12 protein-coding genes and 1 pseudogene are annotated in these 15,802 nt (G+C 66.0%); 5 read left to right on the top strand and 8 right to left on the bottom strand.

The window, feature by feature from the left end; translation table 11 throughout:
* Window positions 1-11: 11 nt before the first annotated feature.
* Entirely contained in the window at window positions 12-2,114 is a 2,103-nt protein-coding gene (locus IE302_RS14125) for a Z1 domain-containing protein (protein WP_191254981.1), read from the bottom strand.
* A 131-nt stretch (window positions 2,115-2,245) separates the two neighbouring features.
* Here IE302_RS14125 and IE302_RS14120 point away from each other — a divergent pair, with 131 nt between their 5' ends.
* Window positions 2,246-2,389 (top strand): hypothetical protein, encoded by a 144-nt coding sequence (locus IE302_RS14120; RefSeq protein WP_191254980.1) that lies wholly within the window; start codon window positions 2,246-2,248, stop codon window positions 2,387-2,389.
* Between the two features lie 467 nt (window positions 2,390-2,856).
* On the opposite strand, the gene IE302_RS14115 is transcribed toward IE302_RS14120, so the two are convergent.
* The 6 genes and pseudogenes from IE302_RS14115 to IE302_RS14090 all read right to left on the bottom strand — a co-directional run bounded on the left by IE302_RS14115 (window position 2,857) and on the right by IE302_RS14090 (window position 11,452).
* Complete coding sequence (locus IE302_RS14115; RefSeq protein WP_191254979.1) at window positions 2,857-3,459, bottom strand: hypothetical protein; 603 nt, start codon at window positions 3,457-3,459, stop codon at window positions 2,857-2,859.
* A 560-nt stretch (window positions 3,460-4,019) separates the two neighbouring features.
* The gene (locus IE302_RS14110; RefSeq protein WP_191254978.1) at window positions 4,020-4,445 is read right to left on the bottom strand and encodes an ester cyclase; all 426 of its coding nucleotides are present in this window, start codon (window positions 4,443-4,445) and stop codon (window positions 4,020-4,022) included.
* Between the two features lie 60 nt (window positions 4,446-4,505).
* Window positions 4,506-5,650, bottom strand: a pseudogene (gene gdhA, locus IE302_RS14105) (NADP-specific glutamate dehydrogenase); the annotation flags it as partial.
* Between the two features lie 30 nt (window positions 5,651-5,680).
* Window positions 5,681-7,120 carry a short-chain fatty acid transporter gene (locus IE302_RS14100; RefSeq protein WP_191254977.1) on the bottom strand — a complete coding sequence of 480 codons (1,440 nt, stop codon included), beginning with the start codon at window positions 7,118-7,120 and terminating at the stop codon, window positions 5,681-5,683.
* Window positions 7,117-8,079 (bottom strand): bifunctional Delta(1)-pyrroline-2-carboxylate/Delta(1)-piperideine-2-carboxylate reductase, encoded by a 963-nt coding sequence (gene lhpI / locus IE302_RS14095; protein ID WP_191254976.1) that lies wholly within the window; start codon window positions 8,077-8,079, stop codon window positions 7,117-7,119. Before lhpI ends, IE302_RS14100 begins: the two co-directional genes overlap by 4 nt.
* Window positions 8,080-8,095: 16 nt before the next feature.
* The gene (locus IE302_RS14090) at window positions 8,096-11,452 is read right to left on the bottom strand and encodes a molybdopterin-dependent oxidoreductase (RefSeq protein WP_191254975.1); all 3,357 of its coding nucleotides are present in this window, start codon (window positions 11,450-11,452) and stop codon (window positions 8,096-8,098) included.
* Between the two features lie 105 nt (window positions 11,453-11,557).
* Between IE302_RS14090 and IE302_RS14085 the strand changes: the two genes are divergently transcribed.
* Entirely contained in the window at window positions 11,558-12,214 is a 657-nt protein-coding gene (locus IE302_RS14085) for a GntR family transcriptional regulator (RefSeq protein ID WP_191254974.1), read from the top strand.
* Between the two features lie 543 nt (window positions 12,215-12,757).
* Window positions 12,758-13,423 (top strand): GntR family transcriptional regulator, encoded by a 666-nt coding sequence (locus IE302_RS14080; protein ID WP_191254973.1) that lies wholly within the window; start codon window positions 12,758-12,760, stop codon window positions 13,421-13,423.
* A gap of 4 nt (window positions 13,424-13,427) precedes the next feature.
* Here IE302_RS14080 and IE302_RS14075 read toward each other — a convergent pair whose 3' ends face one another.
* Window positions 13,428-14,189, bottom strand: a complete 762-nt coding sequence (locus IE302_RS14075) for an SDR family NAD(P)-dependent oxidoreductase (protein WP_191254972.1) — start codon at window positions 14,187-14,189, stop codon at window positions 13,428-13,430.
* Between the two features lie 57 nt (window positions 14,190-14,246).
* Here IE302_RS14075 and IE302_RS14070 point away from each other — a divergent pair, with 57 nt between their 5' ends.
* Both IE302_RS14070 and IE302_RS14065 read left to right on the top strand, forming a co-directional pair.
* Window positions 14,247-14,876, top strand: a complete 630-nt coding sequence (locus tag IE302_RS14070) for a bifunctional 4-hydroxy-2-oxoglutarate aldolase/2-dehydro-3-deoxy-phosphogluconate aldolase (RefSeq protein WP_191254971.1) — start codon at window positions 14,247-14,249, stop codon at window positions 14,874-14,876.
* Window positions 14,876-15,802: a sugar kinase gene (locus tag IE302_RS14065; RefSeq protein ID WP_191255594.1), complete on the top strand. Its 927-nt coding sequence runs from the start codon at window positions 14,876-14,878 to the stop codon at window positions 15,800-15,802. Before IE302_RS14070 ends, IE302_RS14065 begins: the two co-directional genes overlap by 1 nt.

Here is a 15,802-nt window from a genome sequence, read left to right as displayed (position 1 = left end):
CTCTTCGATTGTTATTCGCGGATTTTGTCGTCGGGGAATATTGTGTCGTTGTCCCCTTGTGTGGCTGATTCTTTTGTCTTGAGAGAGATGGAATTGGTCAGGGCGCCTATTTCGGTGCGAAATTCTTCTGATGCTTGCCAAAGGTTGGAAAGATCGGCATAGAGATCGTGGTCAGGCCGGCTTGGCATAGGAATGTAAAGGCGAACTAGATCTGTATAGTGTGGCCGGAAGCCAAACCAGATGTCCGATAGCTTGAGCATGGTGGCTATTCCAGAGCAGTGGTGAAGGTGCAGGATTGTCAGTCCTTCGCTGGCGGATTCACTTGCTGAACGGGCATTGGAAACGAAGATTTTCCAAAGGTGGTCCGCGCCGGTACCCAGTTTGTGGGCGATCGGGTCTTCGCCGATGCGAGTCAGGGCTGTCTTGATGGCTGGGACCAGCTCGTCGAAGGATGACGGCAGCTGTACATCAGTGCTGCGAACTTGCGACACCGGCAAGACGTCTGTTTCGTAGAGTTCGCGTAACCGGGCGATACTTTCGGTGCTCGCGTAGTTGGCGCTTTTCCATAGGGCGGCAACTTGGGAGCGCAGGGCATCTTGCTCGTCGAGCCGGGCGGGTCCGTGCACGAATAGGATATGTCTGGCGAATACCTCACCGACTTGCGAGGCGCGGTGAATCTTCATAGCACCTGTCAGCACGAACGCGTCCATCGAGGCCACGAGTCCACGCTCCCGCGGGTCGACGCGGCGGACGAAGGCGCTCTCTCCCGATGTGGCTGGGCCCGATACATCTTGTTCAGCGTCACGGAAGGTGCTCGGGCCAATGTATTCAGCGGGTCTGGGCATCTCGACGATGAAATCGAGCCCGTCGCTGGCTAGATGGTTGACAAATGGACTATACGAGTAGGCAACATGCTGAGCGTTTGGAAGGATGTGAAGCAAATTTTGAACGTGTCGGCCAACGGCAGAGCCTGGTTGCGCTATATCAGTGTCCAGGTCGACCACGAGGGTTGGGACCTCGGCAAACGAGGCAGCGGCCTTCAGGTCGACGTTTAGTTTCCGCAGTACCGCGGCATTTTTCTTGACCACGAGGAGTCGTACCGCGGTGCCATTCAGGTTCTCCGGTGAGTTCAGTGGCTGGTCCGGCCGCTGTTTCTCGAACTCCAGTGCGCGCAAACGCGGGCCCAGCCTGCTGTAGTCGAGGTCTGCGCCGGTTAGACGAATGATTGCGGGCTCGCCTGGCAATGAGGGGAGCGCCTCATCGAGGCGTTCCTGTACCTGGCGACGGAGTGCGTTCTGGTTGCCGCCTAGTACGATTACCAAGCGGTATCCCGCGTCGATAGCCTTCGCGATGAGGCCGACAGCGGCGGTCGTTCGGCCGCTCCCCGGTTGGCCGATCACCAGGCCACTGCGGTGATCAGGTGTGATTGTGGAAGGTGTTGCTAATCGCATGAGGACCGAAGTGGCGACCGAATCGGCAGTGGCGATCGCCTGAGCGGACCAGCCTTGGGCCTGCAGGGAGTCTCGGTAGAAGCGCCAATACCCTCCGTAGGTCGCCTGTGTTTCAGGTTGGTGGGCAGTGGCCGAGCCGTTAAGACGCGCAAGGAGGACAGTGCGTTCGAGTTCGAGTTCGGCGATCCGATTCTGCGCTACCCGCAGCTGCTGACGTATGGACTCACTCGCCGAGTACTGACCGTTTCTGAGCTTGCGGTTTTCTTCGAGTAGCTCCTGGCGGCTCAGCTCGAGGGACTCGAGGCGATCTCGTAGAGCCGCCGCCTGCTTCTGTAAGCGCTTCGCGTGTCCCCATGTTCCGCTCTGAGCATCTTGAGCGGCGTACAACAGGCTCAACAGCTCTTGGGATTGCCCAAGTTGTGGCGCACGGAGTCGTAGCTGAACTTCGTCGACGAGGTCGTTGATGAAGTCTTCGGACGGTAGTACCGAACCGTTGAAGTAGCGAGTAACCGTGCTCGCCTGGAGCGCCTGCTTCTTTGCGTATTCACGCACGGACATTGGAAGCAGCATCGCGAACTGCGCGCGCAGCGCAACCGCGAGCGCAGTTCGCTCGGCGGGAAGGTCTGGCTTAAGCGGGCCGAGGTGACCGGAGGTATGCGGCACTTGTCAAGTAAACCTCAGCAGTTGTGCTTTGGCGAGCTGTTGCACCAGATTTCGCAACACGTTGCAATCGATGCAACATCAGCTCGGATGGCAGCCTGACCTGCATCGACACACGCCAAGGAGGAACGGTCATGGTTGAAAAGAAGGTTGAACAGTCGCAGCGCCCGTGGCGGCGGGCAGGTGCGGAGATCGCGCTCGCGTTGCTGAAGGGGCTCGTCAGCGGTTGCGGCGGACTGATCATCACCGCGATCAGCTGGTGGGTCGAGCATCGGTAACGGGGTACTTCAAACGGAGTAACTCGCAGGAAGAGGAGAGGGCAACGCGGCGGTCGTTCGGCTTTAGGGGAACACGGCCCAGCAGCGCAGCGGGTCATCGCGGGTACGGCTGGTGGCGGTCGGTAACTGGATCGAGGTGACACCGACTGCCCTCGGGCTGCACGAACGATCAAAGCCCACCGACGGCACCCGAAAAACTCGGGATAAAACCGTTGGTGGGCTTCGTATCGGAACTGTGCGCCATCAGGGACTCGAACCCCGAACCCTGTGGTTAAGAGTCGGCACCTGGGCGTGTCGGATGGTGTTGAGTGATGTTGGACAAGACCTTTTCGTCTGGTCGCGAGGTGTCCGCCTGTCGAGGAGTGTCGCCAGGTATCGGACTGTTTCTGACCTCTCGGGCGCGTCTCGGGCGCGTCTCGGGCTCGCGGGATGCCGGGTTCTGTCGCTTGGTCGCCAACCTTGAAATGCTACCTCGTCAGGTTGTGCGGACGATGCTGGTACAGGAGCGACGCGATCCGACAGTGTCGGTGAGCACGACGGTGGCAGGGTGGTTGGGGCTGACGTTCCTCTTCGGGTTCGGCAATGTCTCGCCCTTGCTCTCCGGCTTGGCGTCCTGGTTTGGGTCGCGCCCTTCGGGAGCACCCGCGGTCGACCTGACGATTGCGGCTTTTGTCGGTGGCGATCTCGTGCCCGCTCGGTCCGTTCACTTGATCAAGGGGCATGTCCGCGACGTGTCCGCTTCGGTGTCCCGATGGTGAATCCGAGCCGCACTTTCGCCGTGCGCGCACCGCCCCCTGCACATGGACGCCGAGCGCGGTGCAGACGATCTGATCGATCCCCAACGGCGACACCTCTCTGCGCGCCAGGGGAAGGTTGAGCTGGATGAGTCCTAGTTCGGTCGTCACCGTGACCCGGGGGAGCGCGGACAGCGCGATTTCGGTATGCAGGCCCTGGCCGGGAGCGGCTCCGCTGAACAGGAGCGCGAGCGCGTCGGCGATCGAACCCAGTCTGCCGCTCCTGCGCTCATCAGGCTGCAATCGCCGCTGCGCGTCGACGAAGTACAGCGTCACGCCGTCGTCCTGGGGTACGACCAGGTCCGGCCCGCGAACCGATGTTTTCGCCTTCGCCTGGCAGCACGGTGGCTTCATGATCGAAGCAGTGAACCTGAGCAAGCGTTACGGCGATACGGAAGCGGTGGACGAAATACGTCCTCGCCGCGACAAGGGCGGGTGCGAGCGGGTTCCTGCTCAAGGACGCGACCGGCGAAGAGATGCTCGTTGCGCTGCGAGCCGTGCTACGCGGGGACCGTGTGCTCGCACCGACCGTGGTCGACCGGATGATGCGACATTACCTTGCCGCCCATCCCGCACCTTCCCAAGACCACCGTCTCACCCGGCTCACCAGCCGAGAACGAGACATCCTCGTTCTTGCCGCGTGAGGACTCAACAACACCGAGATCGCCGGGTGCCTGTTCATCGGCATCTCCACCGTGAAAACCCACCTCTGCCTTACCCCTCGATAACGTCTGAGAGGCGGGGTAGGACCCTGGTTGATCATGGGTGAAGCCCTAGCTTGAGCATTCCTCTTGCGACAGAGGGAATCAGCGCGGTCTCCCCGGCCAGTGCCGTGCTCAGGACGTCGGGGTGAAGGTGAGCCCGATTTGGTGAGCGAGACCGAAGTGGTCCTCCAGATGCCTGCTCCACACGATCCGGCCGTGCTCCAGCCGGTGGACATCGATGGCCGAGAATTCGACCTGGCGCCCGGTCCCGGCCACGCCCAGCAGTTCGCCGGTGTGGACCCCGCGGCACGTGCTGCTCACGGCGACCCGGTCACCGTCCACGACGACGTCCTCGATGACGAGTTCGAGGTCGCTGAGCGCCGCGCGCAGGTAGGCGACGGTGGCCTTCCAGCCCTCGGGGCCGTCGGCGCTCAGCGCGGGCACGGCCTCCCAGCCGGAGGCGAGCACTTCGTCGACGACGGTCAGGTCGCCGGTGCTCAGTGTGTCGTAGAACCGCCTGACCACGGTGGCGGCCTCGGACATGGTGGTGTCGGACATGCGGGGAACTCCTTGAATGGTTCTATGATCCATGGCCGTTGATAAATCCTACTGACGGTTTCAGATGTAACCGTTCGCCTCCATCGCGGCGACGACGGTGCGGAATCCGGCGATGTTGGCGCCGACGACGTAGTCGCCAGGCAGCCCGTGTTCGTCGTCGGTGCTGAGGCATTCGGTGTGGATGTCTTCCATGACCTTCCGGAGAGTCCGGTCCGTCTGGTCGAAGGTCCAGCGGTCGCGTGCCGCGTTCTGCCTCATCTCCAGGGCGGAGGTGGCCACTCCGCCCGCGTTGGCTGCCTTGCCCGGCGCCACCGCGACGCCCGCTTCGCGGAAGATCTGCACGGCGGCAGGAGTGCAGGGCATGTTGGCGCCCTCGGCGACCGCTCGCACGTCGTTCTTGACCAGTCTGAGCGCGTCCTGTTCGCCGAGTTCGTTCTGGGTGGCGCAGGGAAGAGCGACGTCGCAAGGCACGTCCCAAGGGGACTCGCCGGGGAAGAAACGCGCGGACGGAACGTGTTCCGGGTAGGCGGACAACCGTTCGCGGCGGGTGACATTGAGGTCTCGGAGCACCTCGAGGTCGATCCCGGCCGGGTCGTGGACATAGCCACCCGAGTCCGAGCACACGACGGGTACCGCACCGAGTTCGCAGAGTTCGGCGATCGCGTGAAAGGCGACGTTCCCGGATCCGGACACGACGGCCGTGTAGCCGTCGAGGGACTCTCCTCTGGCCGCCAGCATCGCCTGAAGGAAGTACACGGTGCCGTACCCGGTTGCTTCCGGGCGCGCGGGGATCCCACCGAGCAAGGGGTCCTTGCCCGTCAGCGTGCCGGAGTCGTAGCGATTGGTCAGCCGCTTGTACTGACCGAACAAGTAGCCGATCTCGCGTGAGCCGACGCCGATGTCGCCGGCGGGTACGTCGGTGGCGGGACCGATGTGCCGGTGGAGTTCGGTCATGAATGCCTGGCAGAAGCTCATGATCTCGGTATCGCTGCGGCCGGTCGGGTCGAAATCGGATCCGCCTTTACCCGCACCGATGCCGAGGCCGGTGAGGGCGTTTTTGAATATTTGTTCGAAGGCCAGAACTTGATCGTGCCGAGGGTGACGTCGCGGTGGAAGCGCAGTCCGCCTTTGTAAGGCCCCAGGGTCGAGTTGAAGCCGACCCGGAAGCCGCGGTTGACCTGGACACGCCTGGAGTCGTCGGTCCAGCTGTCTAGGGTCATGACTGTGCCTCCGCGTCAGGGCAGGATGGGCGGGTGGTAGGGCAAGGTCGCCGACAGCAACGTCAGCAACCCGAGCACGATCGGGAACAACACGACGAGATAGACGAACGTGTAACCGACGATGTCGCGTGCCTTGAGGGAAAGAACCCCGAGCAAGGGCAACATCCAGAAGGGATTGATCAGATTGGGCAGGGCCTCGCTGGCGTTGTAGACCTGGACCGTCCAGCCGAGGTTCACGTGCGCGTCGTTCGCGGCCTGCATCACATACGGCGCCTCGATGATCCATTTACCGCCGCCCGAGGGGATCACGAAGCCGAGCACCACCGAGTAGACCCCGATCAACAGCGGGAACGTGGTGTCGTTGCCCGCGGAGGTGAAGATCGCGGCGAGGTGATGGGAGATCGACGTGCCGGCACTGTCGGTCGCCTTGGTCATGATCGCGGCGATCCCGGCGTAGAACGGGAACTGGATGAGGACACCGCCGGTGGCGGGGACCGCTTTGGTGACCGCCGAGAGGAATCGGCGCGGGCGCCAATGCAGCAGCAGCCCGAGCGTGAGGAAGAGCAGGTTGTAGGTGTTGAGGCCGGAGATCGCGACGATGGGGTCGTTGTCGGCGAACTCCTGAACGGCCCAGCCTCCGACCAGGGCGACGACGACGATCGTCAGCAGCGGGCTGTACTCGAGCCATTCGCCGGGGCGTGACCGCGGAGTGTCGTCCTCGACGGGATCACGCGGGTCGATGCCCAGATCCGCCGCGGTGCGCGCGGCCGACGCGCGAGGAGCCGTCAGGAACGCGACGATCACGCACACGATCACCACGACCGCGGCGAGTAAGAGGGACTGCCAGGTGAAGATGGTCTCTCGGAAGGGGATGACGCCGGTGACCGGGAGCAGCGATTGGGGGATACTGGCGGGGTTGGCCTGGAGTTGCGCGGCGGAGGAGCTGAGACCGAGCGCCCAGCTTCCGCCGAGGCCGAGATACGCGGCGGCGGACGCGGCCCGATAGTCCATGCGCAGCTCGTGCCGTTCCGCGAGCCGCCGCACCAGAAGCGCGCTGAAGATGAGGCTGAACCCCCAGTTCAGGAGCGCCGACAGCAGGCTGACCGCGGCGACCATGGCGATGGCCGCGCGCGGGTTGCCGGGGATGCGGGCCAGCCGGGTGATGGCTTTGCGGACCGGCCCGGCGGTGGCGACGACGTAACCGCCGATGGCGACCATGGCCATCTGCATGGTGAAGGGGATCAGATCCCAGAACCCGTCCCCGAACACGGTCGCGACCTTGGCGGGTGACGAACCGATCCCCATCGCGGCGACAGCGACGACCGCGACGGTGAGTAGCGCGAAGACGAGTGTGTTGGGGAACCATTTTTCAGACCAGGCCGCACTGCGGGTGGCGATGCGTGCCAGACGGCCGCGGGGCGGCTCGGTGATGAATGCTGAATCGGACGATGTCATGCGGAGCTCCCAGGGGGTCGACCGGCCGGCTGGACACGGCTGCGATGGACGAGGGCCGCGGCCGCCAAGTCGGCCAGCGCTGTTCCCACTGCCTTGAACACGGTGATCTGGTGGTCATCCCTGCGGCCGAGTGCTTCCCTGCGGCAGAGCTGCGGGAGGGTGGCCACTACGGCATCGCGGGTGATGATGCCGTCGACGAGGGGCTGGGTGAGGTCGCCGGACTCGTCGAGTGCGATCTCGCTGTCGACGTACAGCGATCCGCGGGTCAGGCAGGTGTCGTCGGCTTCGCGCATGTCCCGGCGGAAGCTGCCGACGAGGTCGAGATGCGTGCCAGGGGTCAGCAGCTCACCTCGGATGATCGGGCTGGTGGCGAGTGTGGCGCACGAGATCACGTCGGCCCGGGGGATCGCCGTGTCGAGGTCGTCGGCGACGTGGGCGTCCACACTGGACTCTCGGAGCCTGGCGACCAAGGCCGCGGCGGCTTCGCGACGCTGGTCGTGCACGAGGACGGTGCGGATGTCGAGTACGGCCGCGTGGGCCTCGGCGGCGAGCGATCCGATATGGCCGGCGCCGACCACGAGGTGGACGCGGCTGTCCGGACGAGCGAGGTAAGAGGAGGCGAGTGCCGCGGTGGCGACCGTGCGCCGACGGGTCAGTTCGTTCCCGTCGATGATCCCGAGGTGTTCCCCGGTGTCCGCACTGGCGAGAACGTAGGCCGAGGACAGCGCGGGGCGGCCACTCGCACTGTTTTCGGGGAAGACGTTCACCAGCTTGACTCCGAGCAGGCCACCTGGGCGCCAGGAAGGCATCAGCAGCAACGTGGAGCCTGCCGTCTCGTCGATCTGGTGGTGATGGCGTGGGGGAGTGACGGCCCCGCGAGCAAGACCTTCGCGAAGGGCGGGAATCAGCGCGCCGAAGGGCAATGCGGCGGCGGTTTCCTCGGCGGAGACGGCGTACACGGCGGTCCTTTCTCGTTCACGCGTCGAGCACAAGGTCTGATGTCGGCACGGATTGACAGGTGAGGCAGTGGTCGTCGGGGAGGTCCTCGGAGGGCGTGGCGAGATGTGAGACCGTCCCGTCGAGCACGGGGACCGAACAGCTCTCGCACTGGCCGACGCGACAGCCGCTCGGCATCGAGATCCCGCTCTTCTCGGCCAGCTGCAGCAGCGTGCCGTCGGACTTGGCCCAGGTGACCTCACGTCCGGTACGCGCGAACCTCACGATCGCGGTGGCGTCATCGGGAATCCGGATCGGCGCGGGCCGCGCGTGGAACTTCTCGCTGAAGACGTCGAACCGCGGGACTCCTCGCGAGACGAGCCCGGTGATCACCTCGTCGAGCATGGTTTCGGGTCCGCACAGGTAGAAGCGCGCACGCTTGCGGATCAGTGCGGCATCGACACTTCCTGCCGAAATCCGCCCACGTGCGTCATAGCGGTCTCCCGGGGCAGGGCGGCTGTAGTGGTCGACGATGTGAACGGAGGGGAGTATCGCGGCAAGTGCGGCGAGCCGTTCGCGGAACGCGTGGCTCGCACCGTTCCGGTTGCCGTAGTGCAGGACGACCTCGGGCGCGGTCGCAGGCAGCTCGGCGAGGGTTTCGAGGTAGCCCAGGAACGGAGTGATGCCGATTCCGGCGGCCAGGAGCACGATCGGTCGCGTATGGGTGACTGGGATGGCGAAGCCACCGGATGGTGGCGTTACCAGCACCCTTTCGCCGGGACGCAGCCGCTCGTGGACAGTCGGGGAGAAGCTGCCGCCGTCGACCAGCCGTACCGCGAGCGCGTATGTGGTGTGTGCTTCCGTAGCGGCCCCGATGAGGGAATAGCTCCGGGTAAGTCCGGGATCATCGCGCCAGGCCACCGTTACGTGCTGTCCGGCGCGGAACGCCGGCAGCGGATCGTCATCGGCGGGACGCAGTTCGACGGACATGATCTCGTCCGTTTCGAAGACGGTGTTCTCGACCACGAATTCACGCTGGGCCGTCCAGGGCGCCGGCTCGTCCGCTTGGATGTCGCAGAAAGTCGAGCGCAAGCCCACGGAGCCACTGATCGGGTCGCGTGCCTCGTCACCGATCAGCAGGTTGTAGTTGGTGCCGCCGTCGTCGAGTGGGTCCGAGCCCGGCAATGCCAGATCGGGCGCGGGCTGCCACCAGCCGTATTCGGCGACGACGACGTCGCGGTGCAGCGCCGGGTCGACCCGCGCCCGCATCCGGATGGTGGCTCGCGAGGTCGTGATGTTGACCCATTGCCCGTCCACGATCCCGCGGTCGTGGGCGAGTTCGGCGCTCAGCTCGACGGCCGGTTCGGGAAAACGCTTCCGTAGCGAAGAAATCCCGTGGTGCTGGCTATGGCAGAAGTAGCCGTTCTTGGCGCAGGTGAGCACGAGCGGATACCGGGAATCGGATGCCGGTGGGTGCGCGTCCGGAACGGGTGACTGCCCGTACTCGGCGAGCCGCTCGGAGTACAGCTCGACCCGGCGCGTGGGCGTGGCGAACCCTGCCACGGACCCATCCCCCGACTCCTCGGCGTACTTGCGGTGGCGGGTTTTCAGCGGCAGATCGATTCCGTCGGGCCGGCGACGGAGTTCTTCGACGGTGACGCCGAGCGGGCTGAGCTGGTGGTCCCAGCCGTCCTCGACGTGGCCGCCGAAGAAGTCGTCCTCGAATCCGAGCCGTACCGCCAGGTCGAAGACGACTTCTGTGTCCGAACGCGCTTCGCCGACAGGAGCGGTCATTCGTGGTCGCAGCTGGACTCGTTCCTGGGCGGCGCGGGTGATCTCGAAACCCACCTTGATCGCCTCGTGTTCCCAAGGCGTCTGTACGGGAAGAAGAAGGTCCGCGAACCGCGAGGTGGGGTTCTCGAAAAGGTCGAGGTGAACACCGAAGTCCAGGCTGCGCAACGCTTCCGCGGTCCGCCGTGGATCAGGTTGCGACAGCAGGAGGTTTCCGCCGAACGACACCAGTGCGCGTACCGGGTAGGGCTCGCCTTCGAGGACCGCGTGACAGAAGTCGCGTGCGTTGATCCAGCCTTGTGCCGGCGGGCCCAGCGGGAAACGGTCCAGTCCCAGAGCCTTGGCTCGTTGCGGCTCGCCGAGCTGATCGGGTGAGGTCACCGGGTTGACGGGAAGCTTGGGCAGGATCACGTTGCCGCCCGGGACATCGAAGCTGCCGGTGAGCGCGTAGAGCGTGGCGATCGCCCGCTCGGTTTGGGTGGCGTTCGTGTGCTGGCCGACGCCGGACCACGCGGCGTAGGAAACCGATTGAGCAGTGGCCAGTTCCGTGGCGAAGGCCTCGATAGCGGCCGGGGCGACCGTGGTCACGGCCGCGGTCCGGTCCAGCGGCCAGGCACTGCACGCCTGGGCGTAGTGGTCGAACGCCGGCACGCAGTCCACGGGCCCCGTCCGGGTGGCCACTCGTCGACGTCCCGTCAGAGCGAAACGTTCCGGTCGGGAGGCGGCCTGCGTGGTGTCGAACGGTTCGGGTCGTCCCGCCGGTTCGTCCCAAACCACATGGCCGGATAGCCCGGGATCGATGTCCTTCGCCTGGAGGAACCTGCCGGTGTCGATCCGGACCAGCAGCGGTCCGTTGGTCCACGCCCGTACGAACGCCTCGTCGTGACCTCGCGTGGAGAGCAACTGCTCGGCGACTCCGAGAGCGAGGGCGCCGTCGGTCCCGGGGCGGACTCGCAGCCAATGGTCGGCTTGGAGCGCGCTCGTGGACCGTCGAGGATCGATCACGACGAGTTTCGCCCCGCGGGCGCGTGCTTCGGCCAGCGCCGCGGATTGAGCCAACCAGGACTTCGCCGGGTTGTGACCCCACAGGACAGCGAGATCGGTGTTCGCGTAGTCCGGGACCGGCAGGGCACTGCCGAACGTGAAGGCGTGCGCGAAGTCTTTGTGCCAGTTGCAGATCTCAGTCGAATACAGCGTGTTCGGGCTGCCGAAGCGCCGGATGAACCGTTCCACCCAGTCGATCGAGTCCGACATCGGTGTCCCGCTGGGGGAGGTGACGGAGAAGGCGACCGCCTCCGCTCCAACGCGTGCCCGGATCGTGCCCAGTCTTTCGGCCACCTCGGTCATGGCTTCCTCCCAACCGATCTCTCGCCAGCGCGGGTCGGGATCGGATTTGGGTGTGGTGCGCCGTAAAGGACCGCGCAAGCGTTCGGTGGAGTGCACGAGTTCGGGAGCAGCCCTGCCTTTGGGGCAAAGGGCGGCCCCGGTGGGGTGCGTGGGATCCGGCCGGGCGCTGACGAGCAAGCCGTTGTCGACCGTGTAGACCGCTCCGCACCGCGAGCGGCACAACGTGCAGTAACCCCGAGCTTCAGACGCCTCCGTCATAAGTTACTCCTTAGTAACCGGCTACCGGTTACCGTTCGCCGGTAACGAGTAAGATGCGCCCGGAGGGTGGAGAAGTCAAGCTCTGTGGCATGAAGGGGGTGGGTCTTGACGGAGAACGGAGCCGTTCGCCTGCAGTACACGAGCCTGCGGGACCAGGTTCTCGAGGTGGTTCGGCAGGCGATGGTGTCCGGTGAACTCCGGCCGGGTGACATCTACTCCGCGGCTGCGCTGGCGACGCGGCTGGGCGTGTCCAGCAGTCCGGTGCGAGAAGCGTTGTTGACGTTGGTGAACCAGGGGCTGATGGAACCTGTGCGGAACCGGGGCTACCGGGTGGTGGCGATGGAGGAGCAAGACCTCGACGAGATCTACGAGATGCGTCAGCTCCTGGAGGTGCCGGGCACGTTGTCCGCGGCCGCGAAAGCGGGGCCGGCGGACCTTGAGCGCCTCGGCGACCTGGCCGGAGAGATCGAGCGCGCCGCTCGCGCGGGCGATGTCGCCAGCTTCCTTGAAGCGGACAGGCGGTTCCACCTGGCCCTTCTCTCGCTCGCGGGCAACCGCCGGTTGCTGGAGAGTATCGCCAACCTGCGCGACCAGACCCGGCTGTACGGCCTGGAGAAGCTGGCGGAAAGCGGCAGGCTCACCGGAGCTGCCGGCGAACATCGGGAGATCCTTGCTGCGATCGCAGCGAGGGACTGGGACGCCTTGGAGAACCTGATGCACACCCATCTGCGGCACACCCGCGCCGACTGGGCCGCCGGGTGACGCACGGGTGGCCTGCCGAACGAAGCCGGCACGTCAACGCGGCGGAGCTGGTACTGGAAGCGGCCCGTAAAACTGCGACCTCACTGCGAAGCCAGGCAGACAAGAAAGAGACCAGGCGACGGAAAGGCGGAGCTGAGGCAAGAAGGCCAAGAAATAAAGGGGTGGCGGGTGGGGCCTCATTCGACCCCGCGCATGATCAAAGCCCACCGACAAGATCCTCTTGCGAAGAAATCTTGCTGGTGGGCTTTGATTTACTACTGTGCGCCATCAGGGACTCGAACCCCGAACCCGCTGGTTAAGAGTCGGCACCTGGACGTGTCGGATGGTGTCGAGTGATGCCGGACAAGACCTTTTCGTCTGGTCGCGAGGCATCCGCTGTGTCGGGGTATGTCGCCTGGTGTCGGACTGTTTCGGAACTCTCGGGCGCGTCTCGGGCTCGCGGATGTCGGGTTCTGTCGCCTGATCCGGCCGCCTTGGAGAGACACGTTGCCTGGGGATAGCTGCCCCGCCCCGGTAAGACCGGATATCGCATACGATGTGGTCATGGCGCAGAAGGACTGGGCGATGCGGCTGCCCGCGGTGAAGAGTAAGGCCGATCTCGTCTACGACAACCTGCGGGAGGGCATCGTCAACGGTGTCTTGAAGCCCGGTGACCGGATCAACATGGACGAGCTGTCCCGCACGCTCGGGGTCAGCAAGATCCCGATTCGGGAGGCGGTGAAGCGGCTCGAGTCCGATGGTTTCCTGGATTCCCGGGTGCACTCCGGTGTCGTCGTCGCGAGGGTGGATCAGACCGAGATGCGTGGTGTCTTCCTCGCTCGCGGAGCGATCGAGGGGCTGGTCGCGAGGCTGGCGGCGGACAAGGTGAGTGACGGTCTGCTGGTCGATCTCGAGGCGACGCAGCGGCAGATGCGTGACGACCTGCGTGCCGGCCGGGTCGACCGGCTGGCCGAGCTGAATTCGGAGTTCCACCGCAGGCTCGCCGAGTCGAGCGGGTACCGGATACTCGCCGATCTGACCGAGCAGCTGTTGCTGACCGTGCGCCGGTACCGGGTGGTGGCGCCGGTCGACGAGCAGAACTGGGAGTCGGTCGTGGCGGAGCACGACGCGATCATCGCGGCGTTGCGGGGCGGGGACTCCGCGGCGGCCGCGGCGGCTGCGGAAGCGCACATCATGTCCCAGGCGGGTCAAGAGATCTCGGAGAGTTGACCGGTCACCTCGGCGGAAGGCCGAGCCGTTCACGGTGTCCGTCGCGGAGCAGGCTGGCGGGGCTGGTGACCGAGGCCCCGCCGTCGAGGACCAGTTCGGTGCCGGTCAGCAGGGCGGCTTCGGGCGATGCCGCGTAGGCGACCGCGGCGGCGACTTCCTCCGGCGTGCCCAGGGTGCGTAGCGGGTTGCTCTCCCGAAGCCGTTCGAGGTCGGTGTCCCCGCTGAGCCGGGATTCGGTCGCGGGGGTACGGATCCAGCCGGGTGAGACGGTGACGAACGTGATCCCGTGTCGTCCGTAGTCGACGGCGAGCTGGCGGGTCAGTGCCGCGATTGCCCCTTTCGCCGCGGCGTAGGCGGGCAGGCCCGGTGCCGCGGTGCGATGCAGCACCGATCCGAGTGTCACGACCGCGCCGCCGCCTGCCATCAACGCGGGTAGCGCGGCGCGAACGCAGAGGAACACCGAGGTCAGGTTCGCGGTCAGGACGTCGTGCCATTGCTCGTCCGTCGTCTCGTCGAGCGGTCGGCCTTCGGTGACACCGGCGCAGGTCACGAGGGCATCGAGTCTGCCGAAACGATCGACAGTGGCCTGGACCGCTGCCTCCACCTGCGCGCCGTCGGTGACATCGGCGCGGTGACCGGTGACCCCGGGCAGATCCGGGTCGGCGAGGTCGACACCGACGACGTGGTATCCGTCGGCGGCGAACCGGGTCGCGACGGCCCTGCCGATCCCGCCCGCGGCTCCGGTGATCAGCGCGGTTCTGGTCATGAGCTCGTCACCTTCGAGTCGGGTATGTACACTCCCAAAAAGTATACGATCTACTAAATGGCGGCAACTGGAGGCATCTTGCGTGGCGACGAACTCCTCTCCGAACTGCGGACCCGGCGGCTGCTGGCCATCGTCCGCGACAGTGACCCGGAGCGCGCGTTGGCGACGGTGCGCGCTCTCGACCAGGCCGGGGTCAGGCTCATCGAAGTGTCGCTGACCGGCACTGACGCGCCCGCCGTGCTGGAGAAGGCGCGGCGCGTACTCGGTGACGGCAGGTTGGGAGCCGGGACAGTCTGTTCGGTCGAGGACGTCCGGCGAGCGGTCGGCGCGGGGGCGGAGTTCGTGGTGACGCCTGGTCTGTCGCGAGCCCTGGACGAGTGTTATCGCCTGGGCGTTCCTGTCCTCGCCGGCGCCCAGACTCCGACGGAGGTGATCGCCGCGCGTGCCGCCGGGGTCACCGCGGTCAAGGTGTTCCCGGCGAGTGGTCCCGCCCAGTTGCGAGCCCTGCGCGGCCCCTTCCCGGACGTGCCGTTCATCCCGGTCGGCGGAGTCGACGTCGCCGCCATGCGCGAGTACTTGGCGGCAGGCGCGCTGGCCGTCGGGGTCGGCGGACCACTGACGGACGGCGGAGCGGAGGGACTCGAGGCACGGGCGGCCGAGTTCCTCGCCGCTGCGGAGGCGGCGTGATGATCGATGTCCTGACCTTCGGCGAGACGATGGCCTCGTTGCGTGCGACCGGCCCACTGAATCTCGGGGGTGTGCTCCGGTCTTCGATCGCCGGAGCGGAGAGCAATGTCGCCATCGGACTCGCCAGGCTCGGCCACACGGTCCGCTGGGCGGGTCTCGTCGGTGAAGACGGTTTCGGCGCGCTCGTCGAGCGCACGCTCCGCGCCGAAGGCGTCGACCTGAACCACTTGTGGCGTGTCGGAACGGCGCCGACCGGCCTGGTCGTTTTCGAGCCTCGGGTCGCGGACGTCGTCCGGGTCACCTACCACCGTGACGGGTCGGCCGGGTCCAGGCTGACTCCCGGCCACGTGGAGGCGGCGCTCGCGGAGGGCGCCCGGATCGTCCACCTCACCGGTATAACCGCGGCCCTCGGGCCGGAGCCGCGGTCCGCGGTCGAACTGGCGTGCCGGGCGCCGGTGGTGTGCCTCGATGTCAATCACCGGGCCAAGTTGTGGAGTGCCGAGCAGGCCGCCGACGTGCTCCGCCCGCTCGTGCCCCGGGTGACGATCCTGGTGGCTTCGGAAGAAGAACTGCCGATCGTCGCGCCTGGAGTGTCCGAAAGCGACCAAGTGAAGGCGATACTGGGCCAAGGAGTCCGGGAGGTCGTGGTCAAGCGGGGCAGTCGCGGCGCGGAGGTGTTCACAGTGGACGGATCCGTCCGCGCGGACGCCGTCCCGGTGCGCTCCGTCGATGCCGTCGGTGCCGGGGACGCGTTCGTCGCCGGATATCTCTCGGGCTTGCTCGACGGCGACCCGGTGGAGTGGCGGCTGGAGCGGGCGGCGACGCTGGGCGCGTTCGCCGTCGCGTCCTCGGGTGATTGGGAGGGCCTCCCCACGCGGAACGAGCTCGGCCTCCTCGGCCTGGCGCCGGGAACGGCGGTGCGCTGA

This window comes from Amycolatopsis oliviviridis (assembly GCF_014654365.1).
Lineage (GTDB): Bacteria > Actinomycetota > Actinomycetes > Mycobacteriales > Pseudonocardiaceae > Amycolatopsis > Amycolatopsis oliviviridis.
The sequence above is the reverse complement of the archived record's forward strand: the minus strand, read 5'-3'. Positions and strand labels throughout refer to the sequence as shown.